The sequence below is a fragment of the Paenibacillus sp. NPDC058071 genome (genome assembly GCF_042885235.1).
Classification (GTDB): Bacteria; Bacillota; Bacilli; order Paenibacillales; family Paenibacillaceae; genus Pristimantibacillus.
On sequence record NZ_JBHVSK010000013.1, the window covers coordinates 1 to 14,495 of the forward strand.

Sequence of the window (14,495 nt, forward strand, 5' to 3'; positions counted from 1 at the left end):
ACCAAATCGCGTATCCGGTATTAGCATTCGTTTCCGAATGTTATCCCAGTCTTAGGGGCAGGTTACCCACGTGTTACTCACCCGTCCGCCGCTAACTATCAGGAGTGCAAGCACTCCATCAAGTCCGCTCGACTTGCATGTATTAGGCACGCCGCCAGCGTTCGTCCTGAGCCAGGATCAAACTCTCCATTAAAGAGTTTCCTGTTGTCAGCCGAAGGCTGACTGGGAAAGCTCGAATTGAAGTTTGACTTGCTCAATCTTTTTTATCGCTTTTCCATTAATCCGTTAGGATTAACAGGGCAGTTTCGCTCGTTGTTCAGTTTTCAAAGAACAATCTTTTTTTCATCGTGTGCGCCGTATTGCTCAGCGGCGACTTTTATAATATATCACAGTCGCCTATGTTTTTGCAAGCACTTTTTTTCGATTTTCGACATTTTTTTTAAAAGCTGATTATGTACTGCTTTCTAATCACTCTGGCAGCAAAAACGAATCGTTCCTGTGCCAATGTCTTATCTTTATAAGTGCCCTTCAAAAGCGGCGAATATTAATTTACCACAGCCTCGCGAATGAAGTCAAGCCTTAGTTGCAAAAAAGTTTTCCTTCATTATATGCACTTCTTAAGTGCTACTTTAAAACAACAGTACCCGCCCGAATAAAGCTTCGAGCAGGTACGAATGAACAAGCTATTGACTCATATAGCAGGCATTATATACTTCAACTCCAGCGCCTCCGTATCGACGCTGTTCGGCATGACCGCAACTTCCCGCACATAAGCGCGCTTCACTAAGTTCTGCACCACAAGGGAAATATCGATTTGCAGTTCCTCAATCTCCCGATGATTTTGCAGCTCGGCAATGCTCCACGGCTCTTCCCTCTCCGCGATGACGTCTAGCAGCAGCGAGCAGCAAGACTTCATTTTATTCATTACCGTGAATTCACACGCAAGTGTGACCAGTTCAACGCGCTGCTTTAACGTTTCATTGCTCGCCGTTAGCTCCTCATACAGCTTGTAGACGCCGGGATGCACATGCTTCATTTGTTTCCACACCGTCAGTTCGGGATGTTTTCCTTCCTCTACAAGAACGATATGCGCCCAATGATGCAATGCAGTTAAGCTGTGGCTGTACGCATCTAATATATTTTGGTTATCGAGCTCATGCTTTGCTTGCAAATAAGCCCGCAAAAAGCCGTTGAACTCCACCAGCCTTTTCTGTTCGCGCATCTCATTCGGAAAAATCATGATCTGTTCGCGCATATTCGTTAAAAAACCGCCGCGATCCATCAATATCTCCCCTCGAACGATCCATTCGATAATACTGCGGTTTTCACCGCCGACCACCCATCGTTGCAAGCTTTCCATCTGAATTGTACGCACAAGAACGCGATCGCCGTCAATTGAAAGATGATCCGTTCCTGCCGCACCTTCCTCCTCCGAAATAAGCAAGAGCAATACATCCAAGCCTTCGGTAAAAGGGTTGTACGGGTAAGGATTTTCCACAAGAGCAAGACTGACGACACCGGACTGCATACGAAAAGTTTCCATAACATGCTGTTTGATCTGTTCCACTTCGGCCTCCGTATAGCGTATCCAGTTGGATTCGGCTATAATAATAGTCTACGGTGATTTCTTTTTTCGACAAAGTAGGTTCGGTTTCCTGCTTTTCAACGCAAGAAAACCGTCTAATTCTACATAACGCCATTACGATGGAGAGGATTGGAAATCGTGAACAAGATTTTTTTCAAATCAGCTAAAATTAATGAGTTCCGGTTATGGGGTCTCGTGTTCACTCTGGTTGGCATGGGCATCATGATTTTAGGAACGGCAGGCATTATCTGGTGGGGCCAAGCCGGTAAAATTTTTGCCGCGATCTTTATGGTCTTCGGGATGATTTCCTTGCTGGCGAGCGTCATCGTCTATTTCTGGGCCGGCATGATGTCTACCAGCGCCACAATGCTGCAATGTCCGGAGTGCGGACGCCCTACGAAAATGCTCGGTAAAACAGACCGCTGCATGTATTGCAAAACGATGCTGACGCTCGACCCGGCGCAAGCGACGCATGTGCCCGAAAGCGCGACTGCAACAACCGAACAATAAGGACACATGCAAAAAGCCCCTTGCACATTGAAGTGCAAAGGGCTTTTTTGCTGTTTATGAAGAAAAGATTCAATTAAGGCCGCTTGTTTAACGCTTCATCTATGGTTTTCCAGATGGAGGCCGTTTGGAAAGAACGCTGCCATGATGCAGCCCCGCCTAGATCGTACTTACGAATCAGTTCGACCCTCGCTTTGATCGATACGTCATCCTCGATCCAAATCCGTTTCAAGGCACCGTCTTCCTGATACTCCACATAGTTTTGTCCTGCGCTCTCGTCGAAGACCGGCTTTAGCTTTTTGCTCGCAACGATTTCTTTCACTTTATCCATACCGACCGCTTTTGAGCTGACCTTTATCTTTCCGTTCTCATCCTTCTTCTCTGTCCAAATTCTTGTATACAATGGCAGACTAAGAACGAGCTTGCCCGCAGGCACGCCGTCTTCCTCCAGAATGCGCGTTATCGAGTTTTCCGTCCAGCCAAGCGAAGCGACTGATCCCGCTTTCGGGCTTGATGCCCAATGCTCGTCATACGCCATGAGCATCATATAATCGACAACCTTGCCAAGCGCGGCGCGATCGAGAAAGAGCGACCACATCTCGCTGTTCGACTTCGGCGTAACGTCAACCGATACGACCAATCCCTGCTCATGGAGCAAAGGCGTCAATTCCCGGACGAATTGTACAAAATTCTCTTTATCGGACGTTCGGACATTTTCAAAATCGATATTGATGCCTTGCAAGTGATACAGTTCGGCAAATCCAAGCAGCTGCTGAATCATTGAAAAACGAGTCTCGGCGGATGCGAGCGCCTTGGTCGTCCGATCAGGCTCAAAGCCGTTCTTGAACAGCGCCCATACCTGCATGCCTTGATTATGCGCCCATTTCACATATGCTGGATCTGCTTTTCCTTTAATAGTGCCTTCTCCGTCCATCAGCTCGAACCAAGTCGGGCTTACGACATTGACGCCCGGAAGAGCTCCGATCGTAGAGGGATCAGGATTTTTGTTGTAGACCGCTTCCCACACCAAATTGATTTTTTGTCCCATGACCTTCCACGGAATAAAAGCAGATTCTCTCTTCGGCTCAGGCACCGTCTCGATATCGGTCAATGCCGCATGTTTTTTTGCCATATAACCGGAATGACCGTCTGGCCCTTGCACGTAAAGCCAGCCATCCTTCTCGCCCCAAATGCGGAAGGATTGACCTGCGGCTACCTTCTCTACGTACGGAGCACGAATGGTCGGTTCTGTCCTGATCGGAGATCCTTTCCCCGCAACCGCTTCCGCGATTTGAACGGACTTGCCTGCTTGCAGCAGCACAACGATGCCGGTACCGTCAATTGTCTCCGCCTTCAGACCGTACAGTTCTTCAAGCGGGCCGGCTGGAATATAAACGGTATCGTTCTTCGCTTCCGCCGCAATTCGCAGCTTATACGGTTTGCTGTTCGCGGTGGCCGTGAGCGAGTCGGTTTTCAAACGAAGAACTTTATCGGCCGTCGTCATAATAATCGAACCGGAATCCGCCTCATAACGAATGGGCTTGTCCTCTCCAAGGATAGCATCCACCGCGGTTAAAGGCAGCTTAAGCTCGCCATTCTCGATCAGGGCTCCGTCGTCCATCACCTCGCCTCGGAACGTTATCGGATGCTCTGACGAGTAAGAAACAACGACGTGCTCGTTACTCGGGACGAATTTGATGTAATACCCCCAACCGGCGGCAGCTATAATGCCAATGATAAAAAACAAAAACACGACCCTTGCTCCGCCGCCTTTGCGTCGGCGCGGCGTTCGCGGCGTCCTGGTGTACGTCGCAGTTTCCAACTCATCGCCCTCCAATCCATTATCGCCAGCCCTTTAGAGCCTGATATGAAAAAAACGTGCAAATCCGGGCATAACCCGATCCTGCACGTTATTTGAGTGTAGTTCTGTTCATTGTGCTCTGCTCGCTACGCTTGCTTGGCGCAGCAGGACGAGCATACGCCATAGACCTCCATCCGATGTCCTTCAACCATGAAGCCTGTAATATCGGATGCCGCGCGTTCCACTTCCATTAACGGCGGATAATTAAAATCTACAATTTGACCGCAATGCTTGCATATCGCATGATAATGATCCGATAGATCGGCATCGAACCGGCTCGAATCGTCGCCGTAGGTCAACTCGCGGACCAATCCCGCTTCTACGAATAGCCGAAGGTTATTGTAGATCGTCGCCACGCTCATACTCGGAAAGTCAGGTGACAGTGCTTTATAGATCTCATCCGCAGTCGGATGCGACATGGAGCCCATCAAATAGCTTAATATGGCGTGACGTTGCGGGGTCATACGGACGCCATTCATCTTCAGTTGCTCTAGTGCTTGAGTAACGCTGGCTGCTCCCATTCCCCTCACGCCTTTCGAATTAGATAAAACTATTGTACGTTTATTTAAAATGTTTTGTCAATGAAAGCGCTCTTTGCTCATAGCCCTTTTTGCTTAATTGAAATGCTGTTTGCGGCATTGATCAGAATTCGGTAGGTACCTTCGCCGACCGTCCCTCTGACCGTCTTTTTGCTCGTCGTGAACGGAAAATCGGTCGTGATGGAACCAAATGTAACCGAGCCGTACACGCTAAAATTGCCTTGGAAAGGGATGTTTAAACGAATTTCGCCCACGGAGCTGTCGATATCCCAATCGCCGGCGACGACAGAGCTGTCTAGCTCGATTTCGCCGTTCAGCGTATCCGCCTTAACGGAAGAACCCGCTTCCTCGATCCTGATTTTACCGTTTTTCGTTTCTGCCTCGATGGCGCCTGAGACTCGCTTCAATTCAATGCTTCCATTAATAGTAGAAGCGGTTAGCGCACCTTCGATATCCGCCGCGCGAATCGCTCCGTTTTTGGCGGAGAGAACTGTGGCTCCAGTAACGGCCTTTGCAAAAACCTCTCCGCTGCTTGCAGACAAATCGACAGGGCCATTAATAACGTCTGCCTTAATATTGCCATTGGCCGTCTTCACAACCAAGCCGCCGCCCGCATCGACGCCTTCGACGTCGACCGTACCGTTGCTCACTTCGATCCGCAGCGTCTTCGTATTCGCTGGAGCCTCATCCGTCGCTTCGTTCGCATCGTTTGCATCGTTTGCTTCATCCACTTCATCCGCTTCGTTCGGATCGTTAATTTGGCTTCCGCTACCCGGAGTTTCCGACGGACCGAAATCAGCCGTCCCCTCCTCCGGCGGCAGTTGACCTTCATCTACTGCTTTCTTCGGCAATATAATCGTTAGATTGATGCGAGGGCTCCTTCCCCCGCTCGTACCGAATGGCTCGCCTTTGCCATGAACAGAAACTTTTCCCGCTTCGCTCACGTTTACTTCTACCTTCGAACGCTCAGCCACTCGTGCGGCTTCCGCTTCCTCCGGAAGATCGACCCAAACTTCTGATTCAATGATCGCCTGTTCGCTCTCTCCCGTTCGCACCGCAACATTGCCGTTGGCGTTCTGCACGCGAATATCGGTAACGCCTTCGTCCAACACAAAGCGAACCGGCTCTTTCTCATAGCGAAATCCTGTTTCCCCGCTATAATCCGCCGTTCCGTTAAGATCGACGTATTGATCCAACCAGCGGAAAGGCAGTTCCGCGAACTGCGTAATGACGATAGCCGATCCGGCGATAATGAAGGCTAGCATTGCTCCTCCAAAATCAAGGCGCAGCCTGCGGGCATGGCGCCGCTGAACGACGCTGTATCCAATAATTTCAGCGCCAAGCAAAATGAAAGCAGCCGGCCACCATTGCATAAGAAGCGCAATATCGTTGCGTCCCTGTATTTGATCGGATAGCAGCAGTGCGCCAACCGTAATGACAATAACGGCGGACGTGTACCGTCCCAGCTTGAACACTTCCACCGCTCCTTTCCGTCCTAATATCCATCGAATGATTGCAAGCAATGCCAACAGGGGACCCACTGCATATTCAGCCAACTCGTTCATCCACGGGCGCAGCGCATCAGGAGGCGCAATTAGAATGAGAAGTACAGCTCCTGCCGCCATGACGAGGAGACCGCCAGCTACACCTCTTGCCGTTCCTTTGCCCGGCTGACGCTCTATACTTTGCAGCGCGTCGTAGACGCTATAAAAATAAAAAACGGGCAGCGCCATCGCCAAATAGACGATAAGCAGCAAGTGGCGCGCCCCGTTAGCGTCCGCCAGATGGATGATAGCCGTATAATCAAGCAATAGTCCCGCCATCAGCAGCAAGCCTCTTAAATAATGGCCCGTATACAGATGACCCGCTCCCGGCAAGAGAAAAGCGAAAAGAACGGCTATCGTTCTGCTCTTCGGACGATTCATTCCGAACTCACCCAAGGCACGCCCTCCATTTGCTTGATTTGGTTCAAATATCTCCGCTTTATTATACGCGTTGCAGCCATTCTCTCACGAATACTTTATCGTTTGCAAAAGACGCCGTCCATCCCGATTGATGAACGGCGCCTGTCTAAGGCTGCTATAACTTCCGGCGGGGAATGCCCGCCTTATTTCAGTCGATCAAGCAGCAGCTTGTTGACTAAACCAGGGTTTGCTTTCCCCTTCGTTTCCTTCATAATCTGGCCGACCAGGAAGCCGATCGCTTTATCCTTGCCCGCTTTGAAATCTTCTACCGATTGCGGGTTATTCGCGATGATCTGATCGACGATCGCCAGAATCGCACCTTCGTCGCTAATCTGAACGAGTCCTTGCTCTTCAACGATTTGCTGCGGAAGCTTGCCGCTTTCGAGCATTGCTTTGAAGACGGTCTTGGCGATCTTGTTACTGATCGTGCCTTTCTCTAGCAGGCCGATCATTTCGCCAAGTCCTTGACCGGTCAGCTTCACTTCGGAAAGCTCCAGACCGTTTGCATTCAAGTAGCCGAGCAGATCGCCCATAATCCAGTTCGAAACCGCTTTGGCATCCTTCGTATGCGTCAAGCTTTCTTCAAACAGATCAGCGAGCTTCTTCGAAGACGTGATGACTTCGGCATCGTAGGAAGGCAATCCATAATCACCCGTATAACGCGCCTTGCGAGCGTCAGGAAGCTCCGGAATGGAGGCGCGGACACGCGCTTTCCACTCGCCGTCGATATGGAGGCGAACCAGATCCGGGTCCGGGAAGTAACGGTAGTCATGCGATTCTTCCTTGCCGCGCATCGAGAACGTTTTGCTCTGCGTCTCGTCCCAACGACGAGTTTCCTGAACAACCAGCTCGCCGCGGTCGAGAATGTCGGCCTGGCGCAATTGCTCATGCTCCAAGCCGCGCTGTACGCCGCGGAAGGAGTTCATATTTTTCAACTCGGCTCTCGTGCCGAGCTTCTCTTGTCCATAAGGACGAAGGCTGATGTTCGCGTCGCAGCGAAGGCTGCCTTCCTCCATTTTCACATCGGACACTTCGCAATAAAGCATAATCGCCTTCAGTTTCTCAAGATAAGCTTTCGCTTCTTCCGGCGTGCGAATATCCGGCTCGGATACGATTTCGACGAGCGGCGTGCCGACACGATTGAAATCGACGAGCGACGCGTAACCGCCGTCCACGTGCGTCAACTTGCCAGCGTCTTCCTCCAGATGAAGGCGGGTAATGCCGATTCGCTTCGTCTTGCCGTCCACCTCAATGTCAATCCAGCCGTTCTCGCCGATTGGCTGATCGAACTGCGAGATCTGATACGCCTTCGGCGAATCCGGGTAAAAATAGTTTTTGCGGTCGAACTTGCTAATATCCGCAATTTCGCAGTTCAGCGCCATCGCCGCTTTCATCGCGTATTCTACCGCTTGCTTGTTCAATACAGGCAAAACGCCGGGATGTCCGAGACAGACCGGACAAGTATGGGTATTCGCCGGAGCTCCGAAGGCGGTCGAGCAGCCGCAAAAGATCTTACTATTCGTATGCAGCTCGACGTGCACTTCCAGTCCGACAACTGTTTCATATTTCGTTGCTTCTGACATCGTCATTCTCCTCTCATCCCAGCTGCGGCTTTTGTTTATGGAATTCGGTATTTTGCTCGAAGGCATGGGCCGCGCGCAGTACGGTCGATTCGTCAAACGCTTTGCCGATAATTTGCAAGCCGACCGGCAAATCGTTGGAGAAACCGCATGGAACGCTAATTGCCGGAACGCCCGCCAGGCTGACCGGAATCGTGCAAATGTCGTTCAAATACATCGTCAGCGGGTCGCCGACCTGTTCGCCGATTTTGAAGGCGGATGTCGGAGCGGTTGGCCCGATAATGACGTCGAATTTCTCGAATACTTGATCGAAATCTTGCTTGATGAGCGTACGCACCTTTTGCGCTTTCAAATAGTACGCATCGTAATAGCCGGAGCTAAGCGCGTACGTGCCAAGCATGATGCGGCGCTTCACTTCCGGACCGAAGCCTTGGCTGCGCGACTTGCGGTACAGGTCGATCAGATTTTCCGGATTGTCCGCGCGCACGCCATAGCGGACGCCGTCGAAACGGGCAAGATTCGAGGATGCTTCGGACGAAGCGAGCAGGTAATAAGCTGCGATCGCATATTCCGTATGCGGCAAGGAAACTTCTTCCCATGTCGCTCCCAGGCTTTCATAGACCTTGAGCGCGTTCATAACCGCTTCCTTCACTTGCGGATCGATGCCTGCTCCCAAGTATTCCTTCGGAACGCCGATACGCAAACCCTTTACGTCGCCAGTCAGAGCGGACGTATAGTCCGGAATAGACACATTCGCAGATGTGGAGTCCTTCTCGTCGTAGCCTGCGATCGCTTGCAGCACGTACGCCGAGTCCTCTACGTTTTTCGTCAGCGGTCCGATTTGATCGAGCGACGAGGCAAACGCAACGAGGCCGAAACGGGATACGAGACCGTATGTCGGCTTCAGGCCGACGATTCCGCAATAGGCTGCAGGCTGGCGGATAGAGCCGCCGGTGTCTGAGCCGAGCGAGAAATAGACTTGACCGGCTGCGACCGATGCGGCCGAACCGCCGCTGGAGCCACCAGGAACGTAATCGGTATTCCAAGGGTTGCGTGTCGGGAAGTAGCTGGAGTTCTCGTTCGAGCCGCCCATAGCGAACTCGTCCATGTTCAGCTTTCCGATCGTAACCGCCTGCGCGGCCTTCAACTTCGAAGCAGCCGTCGAATCGTAAATGGGATTGTAGTTGCTCAGAAACTGGCTCGCGCAAGTGGTAAGCAAGCCTTCCGTTACAATATTATCTTTAACGCCAGCAGGCAGGCCGAAAAGCAGACCGCGCTCGGAGCCGTCCTGAAGCTGTTTGTCCAGCTCGTCCCCTTGTTTCTTGGCGTTTTCTTCATTCAATGTAATAAACGCACGAACGGCGGAATCCGTATCCGCAATGCGGCGATAAGAAGCCTCCACCAATTCGGAAACTTTAATTTCTTTATTATTCAGCTTGTTATGTACGTCCTGAAGGCGTAAATCGAACAGTGCCAACAGCAGCTCCTCCTTTCAAATCCCCTATACTGTTCTACTCTAATACGGCAGGTACTTTAATTTGCCCGTCTTCTTCGTCCGGCGCATTAAGCAGTACCTTCTCAATCGGCAGCGACTCGCGGGTAATATCCTCCCGCATAACGTTCGTGATCGGAAGCACATGGCTCGTCGGCTCCACGTCCGTCGTATCTAAACTGTCCAGCTTCTCCGCATATTTCAAAATCGCGTTAAGTTGACCCGTGAATTTTTCCTTCTCTTCGTCCGTCAGCTCAAGCCGCGCCAAATTGGCCACATGCTCGACATCCTTTAACGTAATGCTCATGAGTGCTTATTCCTCCCTTTCCATCCTCGCTTCATTCTTCATATTATAGCTCAGAATCGCATTTTCACAAAGTAGCCGGCGCGTATATTCTCGAAAAGCAAAAGCTCCTGTCGAAAACTCGTCAGGAGCCCGGCGCCTTTGCTATATCCAAGCCTTTAAATTTACTTGTCGAATGAAATCTTCCCGGCTTTGACTCTCGCCGCCGGCATTGTCGACTTCTTCCGTCTCCGCTTCTTCGCCCTTCACGATCCAGTTAAACAACTCTTCATTATAAGTTGCCAAAGCATAATCGATAAGCGCCTCGCGCTCCACCCGGTCTACCTCTTGCTGTACCAGCACTTCCTCCAGCTCGACATCTTCATCCGGTATGAGAAAGTTCCGATTAGCCGCCGGCACCCGCAGCACGTAATCGAACACATTGTCCGCATTGCGGTCATAAGCGATAATATAGCCATATTCCCCGATCGGGAGATTTTGCTCGAATTGGTCGGCGATTATGACGACCTTGGACCCCAATTTCAACATCGTCTTCACTCCTGTCTATCAACCGCGAACTATCACTATTATCCTACTAAAAAATAATAGCGCTGTCCAATTGCAGTAATAGACAAGAATGCCGGATACGGTCCGCTTCGTTTCCGTTACTGCGCCCTTCTATTAATAGAAAGCCGACTATTCAAATTCCGTCTTTCGCAGCCGCCAAACCGCCGAAGCCAGCAACAGCGCACTGAACGCCCCGCAGCTCCCGAGCGCTGCCGCCGACTCCACTCCCCCCGATATTTCCATAATGATTTCAGCCGCGATACTTGGCAATCTGCCGGGACTCCAAGCCAGCGCCTTCGAGAAAAAAGAAGAAGCAAGACTTAACAGCCCGGCAACGCCAAGCGCCGTGAATGCGGCAGCCGCTCCGCTTCGCCACCATGAGCTGGCCGCAACAGCGAGCGTTCCGACCAGCGACAGCCATACTCCGTATACCAGCAAACCCTTCAAGGCCGAAGCCGCTGCTACCGATCCGATCAGCGCTTCCGTATAATACCAAGAGCCCAGAAAGCCTAAGCCCAAGCTAAGCCAGACAAGCAGCAGCATCATCGACCACTTCGCCAGTACAAAAGCGCTGCGCGACACCGGCTTGGCAAGAATCAGCGCCGCCGTGCCTGAATTTCGTTCACCGGATATCGCCCCCATAAAGGCAAGGGCAATAATGAGCGATCCAATAATACCGAACTGCTGAAGCGTCTGCGCCAGCACCTCTCCCCCTTGCGGTACCGGAATGTTGATAATCGCTTCCTCCGGCATATTTCCGGCCGCGGCCAGCAATTCAGGGAGAAAATAAAGGGACACCGGCTGGCTTACGCCAAGCAGCACGAACACGAGCGGCACCCATATCAGCTTGTAGCTGCGCACAAGCTCCAGCCATTCTTTGCGGCATAAGATAAGCCACTGCCTCATTCCGACACCACCTTCATAAACAGCTCCTCGAGCGTGGAATGCCCGAATTCCAATCGGGCGACCCGCACACGATCTTCAGCCAGCCGCTTCAGCAGCTGCTCCCGCGCCCGTTCCAAATCGTCCACCTCCAGCTGCAGCCCGGACGGGATACGACGCACTTCCTTCACAAAACCGCTGTCCTTAAAATGAAGTCTCCAGTTTTCCGAGTCTTCATCACGCTCGGTATGGAGCGTGATAACAGGAACGCGATATTTTTGCCGGATCTCCTCTAGAGAACCTTGCACTGCAATTGCCCCGTCGCGAATAATAATGACATCGTCGCAAAGCTGCTCCGCATCGTGCAGCACATGCGTCGAGAACAGAATCGTCGTCTCCCGCTTCAGTTCTTCAAGCAGCTCCAGCACGTCGTGGCGGCCAAGCGGATCAAGCGCGCTAACCGGTTCGTCCAGCATAAGCAGTGCGGGACGGTGAACGAGCGCTTGCGCCAGTCCAAGCCGCTGCTTCATGCCGCCCGAATAACCACCGATTGTTCGTCCCGCCGATTCTTTTAATCCGACTCTTTCTAACAGCTCCTCCGTGCGCCGCTTCGAATCCTGAGCGGAGAGCCCGCATAACCGGCCAGCATAAACCACAAATTCGCGACCCGTCATCCAGTTATAGAACGTTGGCGATTGCGGAAGATATCCAAGCCATGTACGCGGTTCAGACCCAAGCGCGCGGCCTTGAAACGACAGTTCTCCACTCGAGGGCGATAGCAGTCCCGCCAGCATGCGAAGCGTCGTTGTCTTCCCCGCCCCATTCGGGCCCAGCAGTGCCGTACATCTTCCTTCTGCCAGCGAAAAACTAATATTTTTCACCGCTTGTTTCGTACCGAACCGTTTCGCTAACGCTTCCGCTTTCAGCAGTGCCATTACGGGTTCCTCCTTCCGAAGATGAAGAATGCGACCGGACCGATCAAATTCACAAATAGGATAATCAAGACCCACATCCACTTCGGTCCGCGCGTGTGCTCAGCTTTCGTGAGCGCAACGACTGCTGTAATGACAAGCAGCAGCTGCACGACCAGCAGCGGGGCAATTATCGGGAGAAGCTTCCCGATCTCAAGCGTCGTATTATTCATTCAATCGCCCCCAGTACGTTTATGAGAAGTAGGCCGCTCGCTAGCGGCCGCCTATGAATAGAAGCTGACAATAACCACAACGATGATAATAATGATAAGCGGAAGCGTCATGAGCGCCATGCCAAGCGGACGGGCCGCATTGACCGTAAAACCAATTCCATGCCGTTTTTCAACGAACAGAGCTGGATCGGACTTATTGTAATAAATGCTGCCCAACTTCCAATACTCGTCCCGGTCAATCGGCGTTATCGTTGTTTCTTCCTGATAAACCTCTTTTTTGACTCGAATCGACATCGTGATTATGGCGGCTATTCCGACAACTAGAAGGACTAGAAACGTCATTGTAATGACCGGAATGATTGCATCCCCGCCCTCTGTAACGGATGCGATTATAATTGCCGATAGAAAACCGATAATAGGCAAGCTTAAAGCAATTAGAAAAAGTGAGGTCAGCTTGCGGAACTTAATACTGTTCGCTAACGATTTTTTCGGCGCTTTCGGGTCGGCCTGCTGCTTGGTAACCGCAGTAAGCCAGTTAACGAGCCAGAAAACGGCGATCATGGCCAGTTGAATCATCGGGATTTCGAAGACAGTCAGCCAGCTTTTATTCGAAAAGGCATCCGCTTTTCCCTGGAAATCGTAATGGGTGGCAAAACGGTCCGGAATGCTGTCGTAAATCGTGTACAAATAAACGGCGGTTGCAGCAGCAATAGCGATATGAATGAGAAACCAAGCGTTGGAGTACGTTTTTTTCGAAGCATGGAAGGAAGTATCGACCACGACTTTGCCTCCGGACGGATGAACCTCTTCCCAGCCCTTATCCAATTTGAGCTTTCTCAGCTTCTTATAATAGTACAAATACAACAGCGAGTGCCCCAGCAGCGCACCGATAGTTGCCGTGATCATAGCCGCCGCCAGCAGCGTCTCGCTCCTCCAAGGCAGAAAAGCGGTGAAGCACACAAGGTCGGCAGCTCCTACAAGTACCGATAGACGGATGTAGCTCCTTCTCGCGTTCTTCAGCTCAGGCTCCGATAAATACGGCTCAGGAATCGCCACGCCAAACTGAATCGATTTCTTCGACAGCAACGGCGAGAGAGCGAAAATCACATTTATCGGTACCAATACAATCAATAAAGTTAAAAAGATACCCATCTTAATCACTCCCGGTATTATTTTTCGTTTGGATATCGCGATAAAGCCGATCTATCATCTCCGCCAGCTCCCCTTGGCTGAGCCCTCTGCATATCGCTTCCGCCGCAAGCGGTCTCAACTGGACGTTCAGCTTGGCCTTATAGGCCTCCGTCACAGGAGGCAGTTCATCTCTTGGCGCGACGACTACGCCTTTTTTACGATGGATCTGAATATATCCTTCCTGCTTGAGCAGTGCATAAGCTTTGTTCACGGTATGCAAATTAATGCCGATATCGGCAGCCAAGCTCCGAACAGACGGCAGCGCCTCTCCGGGACTGAGATCGCCGCTTGCGATTCCTTCAATAATTTGCTCCATCAGCTGTGTGTAAATCGGCACATCCGACTGCAAATCCAGCTCCATAATCATGATTGAACGACCTTCTTCTTTAAATTTTGTATTCTATAAAAGCTTTAGTTATAACTGTTATATTTAATATATAACAGATGTAACATGATTATTCAAGACGCAGTCGCCTATTTGCACGGGTATTGACTCAAAACTGACTATTAAGTGAGAGGAAGTGCTGCGGGCCAGAGGCACAGATGTTTGCGGTAGGAATCTGGCTTTAAAAACGAACACTATCGTTTCTCCAGAATCCCTCTGCCCCTTCGCTTTACTCTCCTTTTTACGCCAAGCACTGATTTTAAGTTTTAGCCCGAAAACCGGCTCCAAACCGAAATCAGTTCTTGGCTCAAACCATCACTCCTTCTTTTCGAATGCAAAGTCTTGCTATAACGGTCACTTGTGGTTCAGACCTCACTAATTAGAGTGTCAAGCACTGATTATGGTGTTGAGCCCGAAGACCCCATAAAAAAATCTGCGCCCCGTCAAAAGCGTCAATCCGACGACGGTTTCGGCGTGCCCTCTTCAGGTTCCCGTACCGCTTGCCGGATGCGCTT

General features: G+C 51.1%; 14 protein-coding genes and 1 rRNA gene. 1 reads left to right on the forward strand and 14 read right to left on the reverse strand.

Annotated elements, in window-relative coordinates; genetic code table 11:
* Positions 1 to 193: ribosomal RNA gene (locus tag ACFVTB_RS19755) — 16S ribosomal RNA — on the reverse strand; the annotation flags it as partial.
* A gap of 498 nt (positions 194 to 691) precedes the next feature.
* Positions 692 to 1,567, reverse strand: coding sequence for a nucleotidyltransferase-like protein (locus ACFVTB_RS19760; RefSeq protein ID WP_387752906.1), 876 nt, complete (start codon positions 1,565 to 1,567; stop codon positions 692 to 694).
* A 165-nt stretch (positions 1,568 to 1,732) separates the two neighbouring features.
* Here ACFVTB_RS19760 and ACFVTB_RS19765 point away from each other — a divergent pair, with 165 nt between their 5' ends.
* A complete protein-coding gene (locus tag ACFVTB_RS19765; RefSeq protein WP_387753296.1) occupies positions 1,733 to 2,095 on the forward strand; it encodes a YgzB family protein in 363 nt (120 codons plus the stop codon).
* 73 nt (positions 2,096 to 2,168) lie between these two features.
* Here the strand turns inward: ACFVTB_RS19765 and ACFVTB_RS19770 are convergent, their stop codons facing one another.
* From ACFVTB_RS19770 to ACFVTB_RS19825, 12 genes are all read right to left on the reverse strand, one after another.
* Complete coding sequence (locus ACFVTB_RS19770) at positions 2,169 to 3,914, reverse strand: glycosyl hydrolase family 18 protein (protein ID WP_387752909.1); 1,746 nt, start codon at positions 3,912 to 3,914, stop codon at positions 2,169 to 2,171.
* A 125-nt stretch (positions 3,915 to 4,039) separates the two neighbouring features.
* Positions 4,040 to 4,474, reverse strand: coding sequence for a peroxide-responsive transcriptional repressor PerR (perR, locus tag ACFVTB_RS19775; protein ID WP_387752912.1), 435 nt, complete (start codon positions 4,472 to 4,474; stop codon positions 4,040 to 4,042).
* Positions 4,475 to 4,551: 77 nt separating this feature from the next.
* A complete protein-coding gene (locus tag ACFVTB_RS19780; RefSeq protein ID WP_387752915.1) occupies positions 4,552 to 6,432 on the reverse strand; it encodes a DUF4097 family beta strand repeat-containing protein in 1,881 nt (626 codons plus the stop codon).
* A 167-nt stretch (positions 6,433 to 6,599) separates the two neighbouring features.
* Positions 6,600 to 8,039: an Asp-tRNA(Asn)/Glu-tRNA(Gln) amidotransferase subunit GatB gene (gene gatB / locus ACFVTB_RS19785; protein WP_387752918.1), complete on the reverse strand. Its 1,440-nt coding sequence runs from the start codon at positions 8,037 to 8,039 to the stop codon at positions 6,600 to 6,602.
* Positions 8,040 to 8,052: 13 nt separating this feature from the next.
* The gene (gatA, locus tag ACFVTB_RS19790) at positions 8,053 to 9,513 is read right to left on the reverse strand and encodes an Asp-tRNA(Asn)/Glu-tRNA(Gln) amidotransferase subunit GatA (protein ID WP_387752920.1); all 1,461 of its coding nucleotides are present in this window, start codon (positions 9,511 to 9,513) and stop codon (positions 8,053 to 8,055) included.
* Between the two features lie 34 nt (positions 9,514 to 9,547).
* Positions 9,548 to 9,835, reverse strand: coding sequence for an Asp-tRNA(Asn)/Glu-tRNA(Gln) amidotransferase subunit GatC (gene gatC / locus ACFVTB_RS19795; RefSeq protein ID WP_387752922.1), 288 nt, complete (start codon positions 9,833 to 9,835; stop codon positions 9,548 to 9,550).
* A gap of 141 nt (positions 9,836 to 9,976) precedes the next feature.
* A complete protein-coding gene (locus ACFVTB_RS19800; RefSeq protein WP_387752925.1) occupies positions 9,977 to 10,360 on the reverse strand; it encodes an ATPase in 384 nt (127 codons plus the stop codon).
* A 147-nt stretch (positions 10,361 to 10,507) separates the two neighbouring features.
* Positions 10,508 to 11,284 (reverse strand): ABC transporter permease, encoded by a 777-nt coding sequence (locus ACFVTB_RS19805; protein WP_387752927.1) that lies wholly within the window; start codon positions 11,282 to 11,284, stop codon positions 10,508 to 10,510.
* Positions 11,281 to 12,195 (reverse strand): ABC transporter ATP-binding protein, encoded by a 915-nt coding sequence (locus ACFVTB_RS19810; protein WP_387752930.1) that lies wholly within the window; start codon positions 12,193 to 12,195, stop codon positions 11,281 to 11,283. The genes ACFVTB_RS19805 and ACFVTB_RS19810 overlap by 4 nt, the downstream gene beginning before the upstream one ends.
* Entirely contained in the window at positions 12,195 to 12,404 is a 210-nt protein-coding gene (locus ACFVTB_RS19815) for a PLD nuclease N-terminal domain-containing protein (protein ID WP_387752933.1), read from the reverse strand. Before ACFVTB_RS19815 ends, ACFVTB_RS19810 begins: the two co-directional genes overlap by 1 nt.
* Positions 12,405 to 12,455: 51 nt before the next feature.
* On the reverse strand, positions 12,456 to 13,556 hold the full coding sequence (locus ACFVTB_RS19820) for a DUF1648 domain-containing protein (protein WP_387752935.1): 1,101 nt from the start codon (positions 13,554 to 13,556) through the stop codon (positions 12,456 to 12,458).
* Position 13,557: 1 nt separating this feature from the next.
* Positions 13,558 to 13,962 (reverse strand): GntR family transcriptional regulator, encoded by a 405-nt coding sequence (locus ACFVTB_RS19825; protein WP_387752937.1) that lies wholly within the window; start codon positions 13,960 to 13,962, stop codon positions 13,558 to 13,560.
* Positions 13,963 to 14,495: the final 533 nt, after the last annotated feature.